This is a genomic window from Halohasta litorea, assembly GCF_024494645.1.
GTDB lineage: Archaea > Halobacteriota > Halobacteria > Halobacteriales > Haloferacaceae > Halohasta > Halohasta litorea.
In genome coordinates, this window is sequence record NZ_JANHDJ010000001.1 from 570,575 (window position 1) to 589,988 (window position 19,414).

19 protein-coding genes are annotated in these 19,414 nt (G+C 62.4%); 11 read left to right on the forward strand and 8 right to left on the reverse strand.

Annotated features, from left to right (window positions below; all coding sequences use genetic code 11):
• The first annotated feature begins 117 nt into the window (after nt 1–117).
• The 3 genes from NO877_RS03035 (at nt 118) to NO877_RS03045 (ending at nt 4,301) form a co-directional block, all read left to right on the forward strand.
• Nucleotides 118–1,857, forward strand: a complete 1,740-nt coding sequence (locus NO877_RS03035; protein WP_256394814.1) for a type II/IV secretion system ATPase subunit — start codon at nt 118–120, stop codon at nt 1,855–1,857.
• Nucleotides 1,857–3,920: a type II secretion system F family protein gene (locus NO877_RS03040; RefSeq protein ID WP_256394815.1), complete on the forward strand. Its 2,064-nt coding sequence runs from the start codon at nt 1,857–1,859 to the stop codon at nt 3,918–3,920. The genes NO877_RS03035 and NO877_RS03040 overlap by 1 nt, the downstream gene beginning before the upstream one ends.
• 96 nt (nt 3,921–4,016) lie before the next feature.
• Entirely contained in the window at nt 4,017–4,301 is a 285-nt protein-coding gene (locus NO877_RS03045) for a DUF357 domain-containing protein (RefSeq protein ID WP_256394816.1), read from the forward strand.
• A 293-nt stretch (nt 4,302–4,594) separates the two neighbouring features.
• On the opposite strand, the gene cysS is transcribed toward NO877_RS03045, so the two are convergent.
• Both cysS and NO877_RS03055 read right to left on the reverse strand, forming a co-directional pair.
• Nucleotides 4,595–6,073, reverse strand: a complete 1,479-nt coding sequence (cysS, locus tag NO877_RS03050; RefSeq protein WP_256394817.1) for a cysteine--tRNA ligase — start codon at nt 6,071–6,073, stop codon at nt 4,595–4,597.
• Nucleotides 6,074–6,130: 57 nt separating this feature from the next.
• A complete protein-coding gene (locus tag NO877_RS03055) occupies nt 6,131–6,421 on the reverse strand; it encodes a DUF7521 family protein (RefSeq protein ID WP_256394818.1) in 291 nt (96 codons plus the stop codon).
• Between the two features lie 144 nt (nt 6,422–6,565).
• Between NO877_RS03055 and NO877_RS03060 the strand changes: the two genes are divergently transcribed.
• Complete coding sequence (locus tag NO877_RS03060; RefSeq protein WP_256394819.1) at nt 6,566–6,970, forward strand: DUF5788 family protein; 405 nt, start codon at nt 6,566–6,568, stop codon at nt 6,968–6,970.
• Between the two features lie 13 nt (nt 6,971–6,983).
• Here the strand turns inward: NO877_RS03060 and NO877_RS03065 are convergent, their stop codons facing one another.
• On the reverse strand, nt 6,984–7,505 hold the full coding sequence (locus tag NO877_RS03065) for a DUF7523 family protein (protein WP_256394820.1): 522 nt from the start codon (nt 7,503–7,505) through the stop codon (nt 6,984–6,986).
• A gap of 102 nt (nt 7,506–7,607) precedes the next feature.
• On the opposite strand from NO877_RS03065, the gene NO877_RS03070 reads away from it, so the two are divergent.
• Both NO877_RS03070 and NO877_RS03075 read left to right on the forward strand, forming a co-directional pair.
• Nucleotides 7,608–8,486 carry a CbiX/SirB N-terminal domain-containing protein gene (locus NO877_RS03070; protein ID WP_256394821.1) on the forward strand — a complete coding sequence of 293 codons (879 nt, stop codon included), beginning with the start codon at nt 7,608–7,610 and terminating at the stop codon, nt 8,484–8,486.
• Complete coding sequence (locus NO877_RS03075) at nt 8,487–9,638, forward strand: DR2241 family protein (protein WP_256394822.1); 1,152 nt, start codon at nt 8,487–8,489, stop codon at nt 9,636–9,638.
• Nucleotides 9,639–9,668: 30 nt separating this feature from the next.
• Here NO877_RS03075 and NO877_RS03080 read toward each other — a convergent pair whose 3' ends face one another.
• From NO877_RS03080 to NO877_RS03090, 3 genes are read right to left on the reverse strand one after another with little or no spacing between them, the layout of a single operon-like run.
• On the reverse strand, nt 9,669–10,244 hold the full coding sequence (locus tag NO877_RS03080) for a DUF7524 family protein (protein ID WP_256394823.1): 576 nt from the start codon (nt 10,242–10,244) through the stop codon (nt 9,669–9,671).
• Between the two features lie 47 nt (nt 10,245–10,291).
• Nucleotides 10,292–10,486, reverse strand: a complete 195-nt coding sequence (locus NO877_RS03085) for a methytransferase partner Trm112 (RefSeq protein WP_256394824.1) — start codon at nt 10,484–10,486, stop codon at nt 10,292–10,294.
• Nucleotides 10,487–10,532: 46 nt separating this feature from the next.
• The gene (locus NO877_RS03090; protein WP_256394825.1) at nt 10,533–10,946 is read right to left on the reverse strand and encodes a response regulator; all 414 of its coding nucleotides are present in this window, start codon (nt 10,944–10,946) and stop codon (nt 10,533–10,535) included.
• 333 nt (nt 10,947–11,279) lie between these two features.
• Between NO877_RS03090 and NO877_RS03095 the strand changes: the two genes are divergently transcribed.
• From NO877_RS03095 to NO877_RS03105, 3 genes are all read left to right on the forward strand, one after another.
• The gene (locus NO877_RS03095) at nt 11,280–12,080 is read left to right on the forward strand and encodes an inositol monophosphatase family protein (protein WP_256394826.1); all 801 of its coding nucleotides are present in this window, start codon (nt 11,280–11,282) and stop codon (nt 12,078–12,080) included.
• 69 nt (nt 12,081–12,149) lie between these two features.
• On the forward strand, nt 12,150–12,608 hold the full coding sequence (locus tag NO877_RS03100; protein ID WP_256394827.1) for a PH domain-containing protein: 459 nt from the start codon (nt 12,150–12,152) through the stop codon (nt 12,606–12,608).
• On the forward strand, nt 12,605–14,266 hold the full coding sequence (locus NO877_RS03105; protein WP_256394828.1) for a PH domain-containing protein: 1,662 nt from the start codon (nt 12,605–12,607) through the stop codon (nt 14,264–14,266). The genes NO877_RS03100 and NO877_RS03105 overlap by 4 nt, the downstream gene beginning before the upstream one ends.
• An 11-nt stretch (nt 14,267–14,277) precedes the next feature.
• Here the strand turns inward: NO877_RS03105 and NO877_RS03110 are convergent, their stop codons facing one another.
• Nucleotides 14,278–14,928 (reverse strand): bifunctional 4-hydroxy-2-oxoglutarate aldolase/2-dehydro-3-deoxy-phosphogluconate aldolase, encoded by a 651-nt coding sequence (locus NO877_RS03110; protein WP_256394829.1) that lies wholly within the window; start codon nt 14,926–14,928, stop codon nt 14,278–14,280.
• 194 nt (nt 14,929–15,122) lie between these two features.
• On the opposite strand from NO877_RS03110, the gene NO877_RS03115 reads away from it, so the two are divergent.
• Both NO877_RS03115 and NO877_RS03120 read left to right on the forward strand, forming a co-directional pair.
• Entirely contained in the window at nt 15,123–15,395 is a 273-nt protein-coding gene (locus tag NO877_RS03115) for a DUF7123 family protein (protein ID WP_256394830.1), read from the forward strand.
• 83 nt (nt 15,396–15,478) lie between these two features.
• On the forward strand, nt 15,479–15,790 hold the full coding sequence (locus tag NO877_RS03120; protein WP_256394831.1) for a hypothetical protein: 312 nt from the start codon (nt 15,479–15,481) through the stop codon (nt 15,788–15,790).
• Nucleotides 15,791–15,932: 142 nt separating this feature from the next.
• On the opposite strand, the gene NO877_RS03125 is transcribed toward NO877_RS03120, so the two are convergent.
• Entirely contained in the window at nt 15,933–19,073 is a 3,141-nt protein-coding gene (locus NO877_RS03125; protein ID WP_256394833.1) for an adenosylcobalamin-dependent ribonucleoside-diphosphate reductase, read from the reverse strand.
• Between the last annotated feature and the right edge of the window lie 341 nt (nt 19,074–19,414).

The following is a 19,414-nucleotide window of genomic DNA, read 5'->3' on the forward strand; positions in this document are numbered from 1 at the left end:
TCCCAGCAGTCGGTTCTGGCCGACCTATCTATCAGATATATTTTATATATCGTACATACCTATCCGATTGATTATTAAGTGATCCGAACAGATACAGGAGGTACCTGAGCCACTAGTATGTCTGACTCCGAGTCTTCGCGGGAGATCCCAGGTGACGATTGGGATCGGGAACACGCCAGTCTCTCCAGCCGAGGGCGGCAGGACACCGCCGACAGCGATGGGTTTTTCGAGACTGCAGCGAGCCGGTTCGAGGAGCTTCGACACCGACTCGATCTGGTCGGCAAGATCATTCGCGGGTCGCCGATCTCCGTTCGGCCGTACCGTCCGGCGTCTGACGGCCATCTGTCTACCTTTGAGATCCCCGACGGCGAGGAGGAAGTCGACCGCTACTGGGTCAACGCCCCCTTCGCCTACGTCGTCATCACCTACGACGACACGGTCAGCGAGCGGTACTACAATGCGGTCGAACCCGACCTCGATAGCTTCGAACAGAACCTGTTGGCGAGACTCAAAACCGATATCCGGGCTCCCCTGATGTACCAATCTGCCGACGAATCCAGCACCGAGGAGGCGCTGGTCTCCGAACTCAGTCGGCTCCTGGAGACCTACGGGATCGAAGTCGGGATGCGGACGTTTTATGCGCTGTTCTACTATCTCAAGCGGGATTTCCGGGATTTCGGGAAGCTCGACCCGCTGTTAAACGACGAACACATCGAGGACATCTCCTGTGACGGCTACGATCTGCCGATCTTCGTCTACCACGACGACTACACCGATATCGAGACCAACATCTCCTTCGGCGAGCAGGAACTCGACAACTTCGTCATTCGGCTGGCCCAGCAGTCGGGTCAACACATCAGCGTCGGCGATCCGATGGTCGAGGCGACGCTCGAAGACGGCTCCCGCGCCGAGATGTCGCTGGGCCGCGAAGTAACGCCGCGGGGGTCGGCCTTTACGATCCGGCAGTACGCCGACGACCCCCTGACGCCGATCGATCTCATCAACTACAACACCTTCAGCATCGAGCAGATGGCCTACTTCTGGCTCTGTATCGAGAACAACAAGAGCCTCATTTTCGCCGGTGGTACGGCGTCCGGAAAGACGACGTCGATGAACGCGGTGTCAATGTTCATCCCGCCGCGGTCGAAGGTGTTGACCATCGAGGACACCCGTGAGCTGTCGCTGTACCACGACAACTGGCTGTCGTCGGTGACCCGCGAACAGCTCAGCGAGGGGTCGGACATCGATATGTACGACCTGCTGCGGTCGGCACTCCGCCACCGACCGGAGTACATCATCGTCGGCGAGGTCAGAGGCAAGGAGGCCGTCACGCTGTTCCAGGCGATGAACACGGGCCACACCACCTTCTCGACGATGCACGCCGACTCGATCGAGACCGTCATCAACCGGCTGGAAAACGAGCCGATCAACGTCCCGCGGGCGATGGTCCAGTCGCTGGATATGCTGTCGATCCAGACGCAGGCCCGGATCGACGAACAGCGCGTCCGGCGGGCCCGCGTGATCGGCGAGATCCGCGGCATCGACCAGCGTACTGGTGAGTTGGACTACGCCTCGGCATTTAATTGGAACGCCAACAACGACACCTTCGTCAGCAACGACAGCGAACTCCTCGAAGAGATTCAAGACGAACGCGGCTGGAGCCGAAACCAGCTGCTCAGGGAGATGCGCAACCGCAGGCAGGTGTTGTCCTTCCTCCAGCAGAAGGGAATCAGCGACTACCGGCAGTTCACGGCGCTGATCAACGAGTACTACGCCCACAAACAGCGTGTCCTGGACCGCATCGCAGATGACGACTCGGTCGACGAGGTGTCGGTCGAACAGCCGGTCGACAGCTAATGTTCGCGTATCTCCCCCTGCTGGTCGGCCTCGGACTGTTTTCGGTGTTGCTGTTGCCACAGGTCAGCGACCGCGCCGAGACCGTGATGGACGGCGTCGGTCAAGCGCTGTTGGGGGAGACCGTCAGCACGGAGGCCCGGCGGCGCGAGCAGCTGCCGGAGATGGAGGCCGCACACATCCCCCGTTCACACCGGTCGTTCAGCTCACAGACCGTGTTGTACTCGATTATCGCGGCCATCGCGGCCGGGTTGATGAGTCTCTCGGTGCTGTGGCTGCTGGTTTCGTTTCTGCAGGGATTGGCCGATTCGGTCAGTGTGATCGACCGGATCGAGGGCCTCGGTCTCCTGGAGTTCTGGCCCCGGCTTGCGGTAACGGTGTTCGGCAGTCTGGCTGCGACGGTCATCGTCGGCTTCACTGCCAACTGGCTGCGGTGGTTCGTCATCGACCAACAGGCCTACTCCCGTGGCTCGCAGATCGACGCGACGCTCCCCCGGACGGTGGCGTTCATGTACGCCCTCTCTCGGAGCGGGATGGCGTTCACCCAGGTGCTGCGGACGCTGGCCGACAACCGGCGGGTGTACGGCGAGGCCGCCGACGAGGTCAACGCGACCGTCAGACAGATGGATCTGTTCGGCGTCGACCTCCAGACCGCCATCGAGGACATGGGCGAGCGAACCCCTTCCGACAACATGGCCGAACTCAGCGAGAACCTCGGCAGCGTGCTGGGCAGCGGTCGGAGCCTCTCGTCGTATCTCCACTCCCAGTACGAACGCTACAAGGAGGAAGCCGAGGCCCAACAGGAGCAGTATCTCGAACTGCTGTCGACGCTGGCCGAAGCCTACGTGACCGTCCTCGTGGCGGGGCCGCTGTTCATCATCACGACGCTGGCGGTGATCGGCCTCGTCCTCCAGGACACCCTCCCGGTGATGCGGGTAATCACGTATGTCGGGATTCCGCTGGCGACGCTGGCGTTTATTATCTACGTCGACAGCGTCACCCAGTCGGTCGGGACGCCCGGCGATGCCGACCGCGAGGAGATCGACGACAGCCCGGCGGCCCAGCAGACCCAGCCGGTCGCCGACGGCGGTGTGGCTGAGGATCGCTGGCTGCGGCAGCGGGAAATCCTCGATACTTACGACAAACTCAACCGCGTGCTGACGTGGCTCACACAGCCCGGTGAGATCATTCTCCGGCGGCCGACGCTCACTTTCGGCATCACGGTCCCGCTCGGCCTGCTGTGGGTCGTCCTGACGATCGGCGAGTTCGAGGTCGAGCTCTTCGACTTCCTCGAAGCCGTCGTCCCGCCGATAACCGAGGCCGGGATCGTCGCCCTCGGTACCTACGCGGTCGTCTACGAGCTCCGCAAGCGACAGGCCCGCAGCATCGAGCAGGCGATTCCTGACTTCCTGGACCGGTTTGCCAGCGTCAACGACGCCGGGATGACGATCATCGAGAGCTTCCGCCGAGTGAAAAACAGCGATCTCGGCGGGCTCACACCCGAACTCGAACGGACGTGGCGGGATATCCAGTGGGGATCCGATGTCGAGACCGCGCTCAAACGGATGGACCGACGGATCGACTCGCCGGTCGTCACGCGTGCGGTGACGCTTGCGACCAATGCGATGCAGACCAGCGACGACATCGCACCCGTTCTCGAAATCGCGGCCGACGAGGCGCGGTCGACCCACGTCCTGAACAAACAGCGCAAGCAGACGATGTTGACCTATCTGGTGGTCATCTACGTCGCCTTCCTGGTGTTCCTCGGCATCATGGCCGCGCTCATGATCTCGTTCATTCCGGCCATCGAGGACGTGATGGCCCAAATGGCCGAAAGCACCTCCGGTTCCGGCGGGGCGGCTCCCGGCGCGGGTCTCGGACTGGCAGGAAACCCCGAGGAGCTCAACATATCGGGCTACGAGACTATCTTCTTCCACGTCACGCTCGTGCAGGCGACCTGCTCGGGACTGGTTGCCGGACAGCTCGGCCAGGGGTCGATCAAGGACGGCGTGAAACACTCGACGATCATGTTGGTCATCACCTACATCCTGTTTACCGTCCTGTAGGGGCCGACTCCGATCCCGACTGTACGCCGATCCGCATCGAGCCCCACCGCCTGTGTCGACCCGAACCCCTTTGGCCGCCAGCGAGTACTCTCGGATATGCCTGCGGACCTCATCGAGAAGACCGACCGCTACGAGCAGATGCTTGCCGACGCCCTCGACGTTGCCGAGGAAGTCCCACCCGCCGAGACGCCGCTGGCCGAGGCCGCGACCGACTGCCGGGTGATGGCCGCCTCGTATTTGGAGGACGGTCGACATTTCCGCGAGCACGATGATCCGGTCAACGCCTTGGCCTCGTTTTCCTACGGCTACGGCTGGCTGGATGCGGGCGTGCGGATGGGCCTGTTCTCGATTCCGGAGGACACCGAACTGTTCACGACGTGATTCCGTCGACCACTATCTGCGTCGGAAATCAGTCGAACACGTTAACAATCGCTTTTAGGAGGAATCCGACGGTCCGTATCCCCTCTACGACCATCTCCACGCCATTGATAACTCGTTTCCAAATACTGGTGTTCGCACTCTCATTGTCGTTACTCGACATTGACGGTTGTTCCGAGACTGTCAATAAAAGAGTACTGTACGATTACAACGAACAGACGATTTAGGGAGACTGATAACACGTTACCTGCCGACTGGTAGCTGCCGACTACTCGAACCGAATGCTTGGTTCGTGGCTACTCGATTCGGAACGTCGACCCATCACCGTCGTCTTCGACCTGCACGCCCAGTGCCTCCAGTTTGTCCCGAAGGGCGTCGGCCTGCTCGTAGTCGCCCGCGTCGCGGGCGTCCTCTCGAACGTCGAGAACGAGTTCGACGAGATCATTCGCGATCCCGACATCGCCGTCGGTGACGGTCTCGAACTGCAGGCCAAAGGCGTCGCCGCCGAATCGCTCGAAGGTCTCGACCGCTTTTTTAAGTCCTTGATAATCGAACTGCTCGGCTGCGTCGACGTGTTTGTTGACCGCCGTCGTCAGTTCGAGTAAGGCGGCCATCGCCTCCCGGACGTTGAAATCGTCGTTCATCGCCGCGGTGAACTTGGCTTCGGTCTCCTCGACCGCCTCACGGAGGTCCTCGTCGGCGACTTTCGCGCGGCAATCGACCGAATCGAGGGCCGAAACGGCCGTCTCGTAGGCTCGCTGGAGGCGATCCCACCGCTCTTCGGCTTCAGCCATCGCGTCCTCCGAGAAGGTCTGTTTCGAGCCGTACTCCGTCGAGAGGTAGAACGTCCGGATGACGTTGGGGCCGAACTCTTCGAGGGCTGCTTCGACGGTGAAGAAGTTGTCGAGGCTCGAACTCATCTTCTCGCCTTTGGTCTCCAGGAGCCCCGTGTGGAGCCAGTAGGTGGCGAACTGCTGGCCGGTGGCGGCCTCGCTTTGGGCGATCTCGTTTTCGTGATGCGGGAAGACGAGGTCGTGACCGCCGATGTGGATGTCGATCTGGTCGGCCAGATGGGTCATCGACATCGCCGAGCATTCGATATGCCAGCCGGGCCGTCCCTCGCCCCACGGCGAGTCCCACGTTTGACCCGTCGGTTTCTCCGCGCCGTGGTCGTGTTTGGCGTGCTCTTCGATGGCGGCCTCCGAGACGCCACCGGCCTTCCAGAGCGCGAAGTCCGCGGGATTGCGCTTTTCGGAGCGTTCGTCGGGTTCGCCTTGGGCTTCCAACTCGTCGACGCGCTGATTCGAGAGTTTGCCGTACTCCTCGAAGGAGGTCACGTCGAAATACACCGAGCCGTTGGTCTCGTAGGCGTGGCCTGATTCGACCAGCGTTTCGACCAACTCGATGATCTCGGGAATGTGTTCGGAGACCCGCGGATAGACCGAGGCGCGTTTGAAGTTCAGCCCGCGCATATACTCGACGACCTTTGCGATGTAGTGGCGTGCCACGTCGGCTTCGGTCTCCCAGTCGGGCCGTTCGCCGATCCGGGCGGCGATCTTCTCGTTCACATCGGTGAAATTCTCGACGTGGGTGACGTCATAGCCCGCGACCTCCAGCCAGCGGCAGATGACGTCGGCGTGGGTCCACAGTCGGGCGTGGCCCAGATGGGGATCGTCCGAGACCGTCAGCCCACAGACGTACACCAGGACGTCGTCGCCAGTCGGCTCGAAGGCTTCACGGTCGCCTGTCAGCGTATTCGTCACCGAAAGGGCCATTGTTGGGAGAACACAGTCGGGGGGCCGATTTGAAGCCGTCGAAGTCGAAGCCTGTGATTACCGCCGCAGCGAGTAGGCAATGAGAACGAAGCCGAGGAGAACGAAGACGCTCTCGATGATCACACCCACTGCGAGGCCGACATCCAGGAGTTCGTACACCAGCCCGGCGACCGCCGAGCCGAACAGTACCAGTCCGAAACCAGCCGCGAGATAGCCGAGCGATTCGTCTGCCGTCCGGCGATAGGCTTTGACTGCATAGTAGAGCACCGAACCGCCTGCAAGGAGCATAAGCGCCTTTACCGCGAGCAAGACGAGCGCGAGGACGGGGTCCGTCCCGGTGTGAGCCATACCGGTCGTTCCAATGTGAGAGTAATAATATTTCCGAGTTATTGTCTACTGGTCATCAGTGTGTCACCACGGGGCTGTCCCCCCGATCCCCACAGCGAACGATCCGAACTCAATCCTTTTGAACCGGACAGTCCAACTGAGGGTATGGATGATGCCGAGCGGGCCGACCTGCTCAGCCGCGTCAACCGACCGAGCGCGACCGTCGGTGCGACGATCCCCGAGACGATCACGATCCACGGCGAGGAGCTTGAACTCCGGGAGTTCCTGATCGAGACCCGAAAGGTAGACGAGATCTCACCCGAGACCAGCGACATCCTGTCTGCAGCCAAACGAGCCTTTCGCGAGGAGCGCGCCCAGCGCGTCGAGCGACTCGAAACCGAGTCCCTCGACCGCGAGACCGCCGAAGGGCTCGCCGACGAAATCGTCGGGATCGACCGGGCGCTGAACGCCCTCGAAACGATCCGACACCCGGATTTCGGCGAGGAATCCCAGGCCTCGACGATCGACGACCACAAGCGGTGGCTCGGCTTCCTGGAAGCCGTTCAGTAGTCACCCTCTTCTTTTATATGTGATCGGCAACCGACTCGATCAGTTGGAGTGCTGTCGGTCCCTTTCGCCGCGGAACCACGACGACCATGGTTTCGGCCGCAAGGCCGGTCGCGGCGACCGGGATTTCGGCGATGCGGAGCCGGTCGAGCGTCCCGCTCAGGAGCCGGGCGTCGACATCGCCGGTCACTCGGAGAGCCGTTTGTCCGTCGGTGTCGATCCCGTTTTCATCGGCTGTCGAAACCGCTTCGGAGTAACTGACGCCGCAGCCGTCGACCTCCAGGAGCGCCTCCGGGCGGTCGGTCGGACTGAGATCGCTGTGGAGTCGAACCGTGATCGAGCGGTCGGACTGCGGGGCTGGCTCCTCGGCGGCCAACTCATCGGCGAACCGCCGGAGGGCGGTGGCGATCGCCTCGCGGTCCCCGTCGACTGGGAGCTCGTCGGCGGCGGCGGTGTAGTTGACGACTCCGGCCCGAAGTGCGTCGTACAGCGCGGGCCGGTCGCGGACGGCCTCACGGGTGGCGGCAGCGACTGACATACCCAGTACGCACACCGAGATCACAAGATCATTTCGCCACAGCTGAGCACCAGTAGGCCGAAACCCGAAGTCCCTAAGGCCGTTCCATTCCTTGTCATAGATATGCAATCGCTGGTAATCGTCGCCCACGGGTCACATCTCAACCCCGACTCTGCCACGCCGACACACACCCACGCTGACACCATCAGAGCAACGGGTGCGTTCGATGAGGTGCGAACCGGCTTCTGGAAGGAGGAGCCCTCGCTGCGTGAGGTACTTCGCACGGCTCGGGGAGACGACATTTACGTTGTCCCACTGTTCATCAGTGAAGGCTATTTCACCGAACGAGTCATCCCTCGCGAACTCCGGTTAGAGGGGTGGGACCCGAGCCTGTGGGAGTCCGATGGGATCTCGGCAGATACCGCCACACTGGTTGCGAGCGATATCGACAAGGAGGTTCACTACTGCGGCCCCGTCGGCACACATGAAGCAATGACGGACGTGTTGATTCGCCGCGGGGAATCAGTAACCGGTGATCCGTCAGTCGGTGATGGGTTTGGTTTCGCGGTCGTTGGCCACGGGACCGAGCGCAACGAAAACAGTGCCAAAGCAATCGAGTACCACACCGAGCGAATCCGTGAGACCGGTCGGTTCGACGAAGTCAAAGCGCTGTATATGGACGAAGAGCCGGAAGTCGACGATGTCACTGAGCATTTCGAAACCGAAGATATCATCGTCGTCCCGCTGTTTATCGCCGACGGATTCCACACCCAGGAAGACATCCCCGAAGACATGGGGCTGACTGACGATTACCGCAACGGGTACGATGTGCCCGCAACCGTCGAGGGCCACAGAATCTGGTATGGCGGTGCGGTCGGCACTGAGGAACTGACCGCCGATGTGGTTCTCGAACGCGCTGCCGACGCCGGTGCGGATATCGGGAACGCGATAGAGCGGGTGCGCCAGCGAACCAAACCGACGACAGGGGCGGCGGGTGATTAGATGTCTGTTGTCGAACCAACGCTGTCGGAGACGCAACTGGCGGCGTTCAGAGAACAGCTTGCGGATGGGGTAATCGATCACGACGGGCTGGCTGCCGACTACGACGCCGACGAGAACGCCTATCACATCGAGACACCGGACCGACAGACCACTGTCAGTGCCGACGGGCTCGAGACAGTCCCCGCCGAGCAGGCAGCGTACATTACGAACTGGTATTTCTACACCCAACAGGTCGGCACCGAGATCAAACAAGCGTTCTGTCAGTGGCTCGAACAGTCTGATGAACGCCCGGTTCCGGATCGCTACGCAGCGCTCGAATCCGGCATTGAGCGGGAGTGGGGGCAACTCGAAATAACGACGACCGTTTCGACCGACGGCACTCGCCACTACGAGATCCGTCACGTCGACGACAGCGACGCCGAGGCCAGCGCGCTTACGGCCCACACGGACCCGTTTGACGCCCGCGATATCGGGACACTCGATGCGGATGATCGATACCGCCCGCTCCGAACCGCGCCGTCGCTGAAACAGGGTTGGATCTTCCCCGAGCTCTCTGCAAACGGGGTGTACGACGCAGTCGAGGCGTTCTATCCGGCGACGGTCGTCAACTGGTACCGAGAAGGCCGCGGCGAGCTCGATATCGATCACTGGCAGGACGAGCAGGACCGACAGAGCGGAATCTACAATCTCATTACGGTCCTGCCGGACGAGGCCGTCGACTGGGCGGCTGCGGCGTGCTGTGACGACTCACAGTGCCTCAAACGGCGCGAATGGGAACTTTCGGAGGACGAACCGCTCGATGCCGACGGCGGCGACGGCGTGTTCCCGTGTCGCGGGCCGTGTTCGATGGTTGTCGCTGCGGGTCGGGAGTGGGCCAAACTGGAACGGGAAGACAGCCAGACCTACGAGTTCGAGTTGACACCCACTGAAAAGGAACAGCTCGAAGCAATCATCGATGCCGTTGCGGACGACGAACTCGATGAGATTCGAGAGGCCGATATCGGTAACGGAGCCAACCGCTATCGGGTCCGGTATCTCCGTGAAAAACGGTTCGACGAGGACGGGAACCTCTCGGGAACGCCAACCCATCCCGACGCTCACGACGAGGGTCCTGGAGACGACGATCACGACGAAGAGGCAGACCAGAACTGATCGTCGGCAGCGTCGACCGCCGACCCCGTGTTAGCTTCGGCGTGTAATCGCCAGTGCGGCGACCACAGCGGCGATCACGGTCAGCGAGCCGAGAAACACCGCCGAATTTTCCGCGAGAGCCGCAACCGCGAGCCCGGCACAGACTGCGAGCGTGCCCACAGCGGCGACGCGTGGCGAGACCCCGCCGCCGACGGCCGCGGCCAGCCGCTCGCGGGGCGTCGACGGTTCCGGTTCGCTCCGCTGGGGTTTCGCCAACTCTTCGTCGACCGTGACGCGCTCGGTGACTGTTCCCGGCGGCGAGACCGTCACCGTCGTGTAGGCCGACTCGGCACCGTAGCTGGTGACGGTTTTCAGTCGCCCGGTAACGGGGGTGTCGATTCCCCTCGTTTCGATCTCGATCGACCGGCGACTGTAGGGGGCGACGTAGTGGTTGCTCTCGCCGAGGCTTGCGACTGCCGCCAGCTCCTCGTCGAGATTGAGATGGACGTGAATCGCCTCGCCGTGGTTGCGGAGCCGGATCTCGAAGGGCCCGTCAGTCTCGAACTCGGCGGGCGCGGCTATCTGGTGTAAGCCATCCCGGTTCAGGTCGACTGAGAGGCGGGCCACGTTCGTGAGACGTTCCCATGTATCAAAAAGCTTCAGGCTCCCCCGAATTACGCGGCCGCCTCATCCCGCATATCCGGCGGCAGCAGGTTCGGAATCCCGTCTTCGATCGGATACGACTCCCCGCACTCGGTGCAGGTGAGTGTTCCCTCCAGGATCTCCTCGTCGTCGCGTGTCTCCACGTCGAGTTCGAGGTCGTGTTTGTCGATCGGACAGCAGAGGATCTCCATGAGTGATTCTTTCATTACTCCCTGTTCGGTGCGGATCAATCAAAAGGCTACGGGTTCGGTGTTAGCGCTCGACAGTCGAGGGGGGCTGGTGGGCCTGGAGGACGATCCGAATCCGGTTGGCCAGCACGTCCATATCGCCGGTTGCCTGATCACCCTTGTAAACGAACTCGGTGACGCCCGCCTCGATGGCCTCCTTGGCCAGCGGTTCGAGCGAGCGGCCGGTCAGGATAATCAGCGGCACCGACGGCACCGCCGACTCCTCCCTGAGCGATTCGGCCAGTTCGACACCGCTCTCGTCGGGGAGTTCGTAGTTCGAGATGACACAGTCGTAGGAGCCGTTTTTCAGCGCGTTCCGCGCCTCGATGGCGGTGCTGACGGTCGTGATCACGAACTCGTGGGCAGACTCCAGGGTCTCGACGACTTTCGTCGCCATGAAATTGCTGTCCTCGACGAGCAGTATATGAGGTGTGTTCATTTGGCCTTCATCTAGACTACTCCCACAAATAAATATAACATTCAATCAGAAATGATATGACAGGATGTCGACGCTGCCGTCGCTGCCGTCGCTGCCGACCTCAACGACGAGGTCGAAGGCCGACTGAATGGTGTCGATCTTGAAGACCGAAAGCAGTATTCAGCTCCTCGAGAGCGTCGAAATCGGCGTTGATAGCGACAACGTCAGAAACCCCAACTAACGCTCTCGTTGGCACCACCACCCGTTCGAATCGACTTTTTTACCGGCGCTCAAACAGCGAACGACTGGTCCGTCGACCGACGGGATCATAGCGAACGGGATCGAGAACCCACCATGCAGCAGTCGACAGCCGCCCTCGCGGCGGTCGCACGCGAGGCCGTCCAGGACACCGGCGACTATCTCCGCGAGGCGTTCAGAAACGGCCGCGTCGAGGGCGACTACGACAGCCTCGACGTGAAGGCGGTTGCCGACCGCGAGGCCCAACAGCGGGTTCGGTCGGTGATCGAGGCCAACTACCCCGACCACGCCTTCGATGGCGAGGAGTCCGACTTTACCACCACAGACCACGACTACCGTTGGGTGGTCGACCCGCTTGACGGCACCAACAACTTTGCCAGCGGCCTCCCGAAGTTCGCTTCCGCGGTCGCCGTCCTTTATAAGAGAGCGCCGGTCGTAGCGGCGATCTACGAGCCGCTGGTCGACGACTTATATATCGCCGAACGTGACGGAGGCGCAACGCTCAACGGCGAGCCGCTTCGGGCGGCCGATGGCTCGTCGCTCCCGCTGGCTCACGGCACGGTCGCGTTCGTGGTCGGCCTCGGTGCTGTGACCGACCCCGAGTTGGCCCAGCAGGTCGAGACGCTCGAAGACGCGCTGGGGGACCACTGCAAGCGCGTCGTGACGACGTGGGCCCCCTGTGTCGACTGGGGGCTGCTCGCCCGCGGTTCGATCGAGGGGCTTGTGGCGTTTCATCCCGACGGCTACGAACAGCACGCCGGGAGCCTGCTTGCAGCCGAAAGCGGGATCGAGGCCGTCGACACGGTCGACGAAAACGGTCGGTACGTCGGCGCGCCCGACGCCGAGACGGCCGCCCGGCTTGCCGAAACCGTCGACGAGACCCTCTCGGGGTATTGAGACTTATACGGCCGCCGCCACTACATCCGGTATGTTTGGGTGTCGCCGACGTAGTCGGGAGGCAGGCGAATGAACGATCTCCATCCACGGATCAGAGTGATCTGGATTCTCCGGGCGGTCGTCGTTGCGGTCGTCGTCGGAGCCGTGGGTGTCGGCATGGCGACCTTCTTCGACGTCTCGCCGCTGCCCCCGGTCGGGTTCGCCGTCCTCCTGGTGATCGTCGGTGTGATCCACGCAATCTTGCGCTACCGCAACTGGGCCTACGTCGTCCGTGCGGACGCGATCTATCTCGAACGCGGCGTGTTCACCGAGATCCGGACCGAGGTCCCGCTGGTCCGCATCCAGCACGTCGACTCCCGGCGGTCGGCGTTCGAACGGCTCGTGGGACTGGCCAGCACCGTCGTCTACACGGCAGGCTCCCGCGGGGCGGACGTGACGATTCCGGGGCTGACACCGGGCGAGGCTGACGCCCTCCGCAAGCGACTGAAAGGGCTCGTCATCGAAAGCGACGGGGAGGACGCCGTGTGAAACTCGCCCTGAAAGCCGTCCCCTACCGGGCGCTCCAGAAGACGACGACGCTGCTCATCTCGGCGGTGTTTATCGCCTCGATCGGGGTCGGCGTCCCAGTCGGGCCGCCGCAGTTCCTGGCCGTCGCCGTCGGGAGTTTTCTCCTCTCGCTGGGCTACGAGGTCGCCTACTACCGCCGCTTCGAGTACGAACTTACCGACGACACCCTCGATATCCGGTCGGGGGTGTTCAACCGCCGCGAGCGGGAGATCCCCTACGGACGGGTCCAGAACGTCGATATTTCACGGAACATTTTCCAGCGGCTGGTCGGGCTTTCGAAACTCGACATCGAGACCGCGGGCGGGGGGTCGACCGAAGCCTCCCTCAAATATGTCACCGCCTTCGAGGCCAACCGCCTCCAGCTCGACATCCGCCGCTACAAACGCGGCGAGTCGCCGGAATCACACGCCGAGGGAGCCACCGTCGCCGACACCGATCTTGACCGCGACCGTGCGGTCGACGACGAGGAACTCCTGTTCGAGATCGCCCCCTCGGAGCTCGCTCTTGCGGGAATCCTCTCGTTCGACCCACGGGTTCCCGGCGCGCTTATCGCGCTGTTTACCGGCTCGGTACCGTTCATCTCGCCGATCATTCCGTTTGATGCGCCGCCGCTGATCGTCTTCGGACTGTTGGCAGTGCTGTTTGCGGCCGGACTCGTGTTGGCGTGGATCGTCGGGGCGATCTCGGCGATCGTCAACTACTGGGGATTTCGGCTCACGCGCTCCGAGGGCGAACTCCGGTACGAACGCGGGCTGTTGCAGCGCTACAGCGGAACGATCCCCTTCGACAAGATCCAGGCGATCACGATCACCGACAACCCGCTCAAACGCCGGGCGGGCTACGCGACGCTGGTGGTCGAGACCGCGGGCTACGCGCCGGGGCAAACCGACGGCCGTGGCAGCGAGGCCGCGGTCCCGATCGGGAGCCGCGACCGCGTCGACCGGCTGGCCGACGAGATCTCCTCGATCGAAAAGCCGACGTTCAACCGACCCCCGAAACGCATCCGGCGGCGCTATCTCGTCCGGTATCTGCTCGCCATCGCCGGGATGACCGGCCTGCTGTATGCGGGGCTCACCGTCTTCGATCTCGCCGACGCGATGCCGTGGTATCTCCCGGCGGTCGCCGCCCTCGGGACGCCGCTTGCGGCCCACTACAAGTGGCTCCACCGCGGCTACTGGCTCGGCGAGGATCACCTCGTCACGCGGAACGGCTTCTGGTCGAGGGAGACCAAACAGGTCGCCTACTACCGGATTCAGACGGTAATCGAGACTCGAACGATCTTCCAGCGACGGTGGTCGGTCGCCACTGTCATCGCCGACACCGCGGGCTCGCTGTCGATCCTGGGGACCGGTGCGGCGGCCGTCGACATTGACCACCAGGACGCCACCCGGCTCCGCGAGACGCTGACCGAACGCCTCCGCACCGCGCTTGCGGAGCGTCGTCGGGACCGCCAGCGGTCGACAGCCTTCGAGTGGGTCGATACTAAGGACGAGGAGCGATCCGACTCGACAGGGGCGTCGGGCAACGGACAGGATGTCGACCAGTCGCATACCAATCGATCGGATGACAGCCCGTCGGATGTCGACCGATCCGACGACGATTCGTCGTCTCGAAAATAACTGCTGCGGGGTTAGGACTCGCGGGCAGCCTCGATAACGCTCGTGAACTCCCGTGCCTGTTCGGTGATCGCCTCGAAGTCGCCGCGCTCGGCGGCGTCGTAGTCGACCAGCGCGCTCCCGGCACCCACACACTCGGCTCCGGCTTCGATGTAGTCGGCGGCGTTGTCGATGTCGACACCACCGGTCGGCATCAGCGGGATCTGGCTGTACGGTCCCTTGATCGATTTTAGGTGACCGGGACCGAGCGACGAGGCCGGGAACACTTTGACGAGGTCGGCACCCATCTCGTAGCCGGAGATCGCCTCGGTCGGCGTCATGACCCCCGGCGCAACAAGTGTTCCGTACCGGTTGCAGATCTCGATGACGTCCTCGTGGAGGCTCGGACTGACGATGAACTCTGCACCGGCCAGCATCGTCATCCGGGCGGTCTCGGCATCCAGGACGGTGCCGGTGCCGATGACGATCTCGTCGCCGAACGAACCGGTCAGTGCCTCCAGCATCTCGGCCACATCGGGGTTGTCGGCGGTGAGTTCGATCCCCGTCACGCCGCCTTCGAGCAGGGCGTCGGTGATCTCGATCAGCGTGTCGGGATCGGCACCGCGCAGGACGGCGACGACGCCGCTGTCGACCAGCTGACCGTAGGTTTCGGCTTTGGCTTGCATATCCCACCGTTCCGCCTCGGTCTATTAAAAACGGTCGACCGTCTCTGTGATAGATACCCACTGTTAGGCAACCGTACCTGGAGCCGGAGCCGCGAAAGGGACCCACCGCCGTCGACGCCGCAAAACCGACCGACGGGAGCGTGTTAACCGGGCGTACCAAATTCCCTATTAGTTGCTCTCCGCACAGTACTGTTATGAGCACCTCACCGACACCCGAGAGCCGGTCGACAGCCCTCCCCGCCGACTGCGAGGCCGACCTCTCCGTGAAACAGCAGCAGATCCTGGAGTACCTCCGCGAACAGGCCGACAGCCAGACCTATTTCAAATCCCGGCTCATCGCCGAGGAACTCGGGATGAGCGCCAAGGAAGTGGGCACGAATATGCCGCCGCTGGTCGAGAGCGATGTCGACCTTTCGATCGAAAAATGGGGCTACTCCTCGGGCACGACGTGGATGGTGACGGCCTGAACGGTCGAACAAACGAGACTGGCATCCAGTGGCTGTCTGATTGATCGAAACTATTAGTGTATTGCTAGAAACTATCGTAGCGTATGCCGACGAAGCGAGAACTCATTGGAAGAGATGGGCCATCCGACGGTTTCCAGTGGTCGGACGTTCGGTGGCACCGAATCGGTGCCTTCGTTGGCGGCGTGGTCTGTAGTCTGCTTTACGTTCGGATCGATCCGTTCCAGTATCTCCCAGGGTGGGTTGCCATCTCACTTGCCTCCGTTCCGATCGGATTGCTGTTCTATGGGCTCACCGAACAGTCGTGGCAGACCGCGCTGAAAGTCACCGTCGGTGTCGCCGTCGGAACCGGACTTCCGCCCGTTCTCGGGTCACTCGATCTCGCCTTCCTACCGTAATATTACAGCACATCGACTCAGAGACGGTTCCGAGACAACGACTGTCTGTCGACGCACACACGAGGGAGGCCGTAGAAAACAAATAGCGATCCAAAAAACGTCTGCAACGCACCTTCTTTTATAAGCGGTTACGCGATGCTACTCAGCACTCCGACCAGCCGCAGGACTCGCAGGTCTTGCAGCCTTCCGAGAAGTACAGCGACATGCTGCCACACTCGGGACACTCCGGCGACTCACCGGCTGCGAGCAGGTCGTCGGTCGCATCGTTGGTTTCGGCCGACTCGGTCGCTGGGCCGGGCGTCGCGCCGTTGGCGGTCGTGTCGTCGGAGACTGCGCCGCCGTCGGTCTCGTGGGCCGTCGGCGTGCCGTCGGCGAGCTCCGAGAGGTTCTGCTGTTTCGGATACGGGTTGTCGATCTCGCCGTCGAGATAGCGCCGCAGGGCGGTGCCGATCGCATCCGGGATGGAGTTGATCTGCTCGCCTTTGTCCCAGGCGACCTTCGGCGACCGGATGCCGTTGAGTTCGCCCGCGATCTCCTCGGGATCGACGCCCGATCTGAGGGCTGTGGAGATCGTCTTGGCGAGTGCCTCGGTGAAGGAGGCCGTAAAGCCACCCGAGTTGCCGATGTTGGCGAACAGTTCGAACGGCTGTCCGTTCTCGTCCTCGTTGATGTTGACGTACACCTTGCCGTAGCCGGTGTCGACACGTTGGGTGACGCCGTAGAGCACGTCGGGGCGTGGCCGCTTCTTGCCGAGGCCTTCCTGGCTCGCCGTTTCGGGCTGGGTGAACAGCTCGTCGAGCTCCGCGCCGATCTCGGCACGGACTTCGTCGTTGTCCAGGAAGCCCTCGATGCCGCCGAAGACTTCCTCGATCTGGGCGGTGATCTGTTCGGCTGCCTCGCCGTCGTCGGCGAACTCGGTATTTTTGGCGCGGGTGGTCAGGACCTGTTTCGAGCGCGTGCCGTCGCGGTAGACAGTGACGCCCTTGCCGCCGTTGTTGTAGATGTAGCGGTAGACCTCGTCCATGTCCTCCACACTGGCGGAGTTCGGGAAGTTACAGGTCTTCGAGATCGCCGAGTCGACGCCCGCCTGACAGGCACACTGGACACCGGCGTGTTCCTTGCCGGTGAGGTCCGAGGTGACGACGAACAGCTCGCCGATGGCCTTCGGGACGGTGTCGAGCCCCTCGACGCCGTCGAACTCGTTGGCGGCCATCTGCTCTTGGGCTTCGGCCTTGACCGCGTCGACGTCGATGTCGTTTTCCTCCAGGACGCGGAGGAAGTAGTCGTCGAACTCGACGAGCATCTCGTCGCCCTGCACGTCGTCGGAGACGTTCTTGTAGTAGGCAACATTATAAATCGGCTCACAGCCGCCGGTCGTGTTGCCGATCATCGAGGTGGTGCCGGTGGGTGCGATGGTCGTCGTGTTGTGGTTCCGGATCGGGAAGCCGTCGGCCCACTCGTCGGCGTCCTCGCCGGTGTGGTGTTCGAACCACTCGCGGTAGTCGGTGGGGTTGGCGTACTTCGAATCCTCGTAGTCGGCGAACGGACCCCGTTCGGCGGCGAGTTCGTGGGAGGCCCACTTCGACTCGTGGTTGATGTGGGTCATCAGCTCTTCGGCGATGGCGTTGCCCTCCTCGGAGCCGTAGCGGACGCCGAGCTGGATGTACAGTTGGGCCAGCCCCATGATGCCGAGGCCGATCTTCCGCATCTCGCGGACCTTCTGCTCGATCTCCTCGACGGGGAAATCCGACATGGTAACGACGTTTTCGAGGAAGCGGGTGCCCGACTCGATGCGCCGGTTGAACGCCTCCATGTCGACAGCCTCGTCTATGAAGGCTTCGGCAGCCTCGTTGAGGTCGGCGTACTCCTCGCCGTTGTTGTCGTACCAGACACGCCAGTCGGGGGCCTCGGCATCCGCGAGCGTCGAGAGGTTGATGTGGCCGAGGTTGCAGGCCTCGTACTCCTCTAGGGGCTGCTCGCCGCAGGGGTTGGTGGCGAGGATCTCGTGGTCGGGGTGTTCCTCGACGTCGAAGGAGTGTTCCTTGTTGACGCGCTCCAGATAGATGATGCCGGGCTCGCCGTTCTCGTGGGCCCCGTTGACGATGTGTTGCCACAGCTCTTCGGCCGGGATCGACAGCTCTTCACCGACCTCGACGTGCTCGCCGAGACCGTGGAGTTCGTACAGTTCCTTCGTCTCGGGGGTGGCGATGTGGGGTTCCTCGGTGCGAGGGTTGGTGAAGGTGAACTCCTCGTCGTTGAACAGCGCCTCCATGAAGTCGTCGGTGACGCCGACCGAGATGTTGAAATTCGAGAGGTGGCCTTCGACGGCGTTGCGGAGGTATTTGGGGACTTTGCCGTCCTCGTCGATCAGCTCGCGGGCCTCTTCGAGGGCATCGGCGAAGGAGTTGTGCGTGAAGTCGTCGGGGTCGTTGAGGCGCAGCGAGTGGGCCAGCGAGACGTCCTTGTTCTTGGCGTGGATGAACTGGATGACGTCCGGATGCGAAACGCGCATGACGCCCATCTGGGCCCCGCGTCGGGCCCCACCCTGGGCGATGGTCTCGCACATCTGGTCGTAGGTGCGCATGAAGGTGATCGGCCCGGAGGCGATGCCGCCAGTCGAGCCGACCGAATCGCCGTAGGGGCGGAGTTTCCAGAACGCATACCCCATGCCACCACCGGACTGGAAGACCTCGGCGGCCTCCTTCATCGTCTGGTGGATGTCGGTGATGTCGTCGCCGGGAGAGTCGACGAAACACGCGGAGAGCTGCTGGAGTTCGTCGCCGGCGTTCATCAGGGTCGGCGAGTTCGGCATAAAGGACAGCTGGGTCATCAGCTCCTCAAACTCGTCGGCGACCTCCTCGACGTGGCTCGCAACCGAGTCGGGGAGTTCGGGGACGATCGTCTCGTAGGCGAACTTGTTGACGTTGTAGACCGACAGCATGGCTTCGGCGTTGTCGTCGGCGGTCGTGCCTTTGCCGAAGACCTCGGCGGCGAGTTCGTCGCGGCGTGGGTGGTCGGGCTTGATCTGATCGGGAGTGACCGTGATTTCGAGGTCCTGCTTGTCGGCCTCGAAGACGGCCTCCGCGAGGGCGACGTTCTGGGCGACGCGTTCGAACAGCTCCTCTTGGCTCTCAGCGAGGTTACCGTCGGCGTCCTTGCGGAGATACCGGGCGGGGAGGATGTTGTTGTAGGCGTTGCTCGTCAGGCGGTCTTCGAGCGTGTCGCCGGTGGTGCGTTTGATCGGCAGTTCGAGTTCGTCGGCCGAGAGGTCGGTGCGGCTCACGCGGACCACTCCTCGGCGGTAGTGACGGGCTGGACGGGGTTTTCAGTCGATGTACTCATCAGTTGAACACTCATTTGGGACGAGAATGTGGTACCCACGGGACCCTCATAACGGCTTTGGTTGTAGTAGCGAAACTCAATTTTCATTCGCTAACGCAGTCGCTAGCGGGAAATGCGGGATGACCATCACGTCGACAGTATCGACTTCCGGTCAGTAGGCGTAGTACGGGGGCAGCCAGTATAAGGATACGTGATCCGGAGTGAAAGTAATATTCAAATAAGAGGCCTGGAGACGGCCGACGGTCGGTCTCTATCGGCGGGCTACTCATTCAACACATAGTG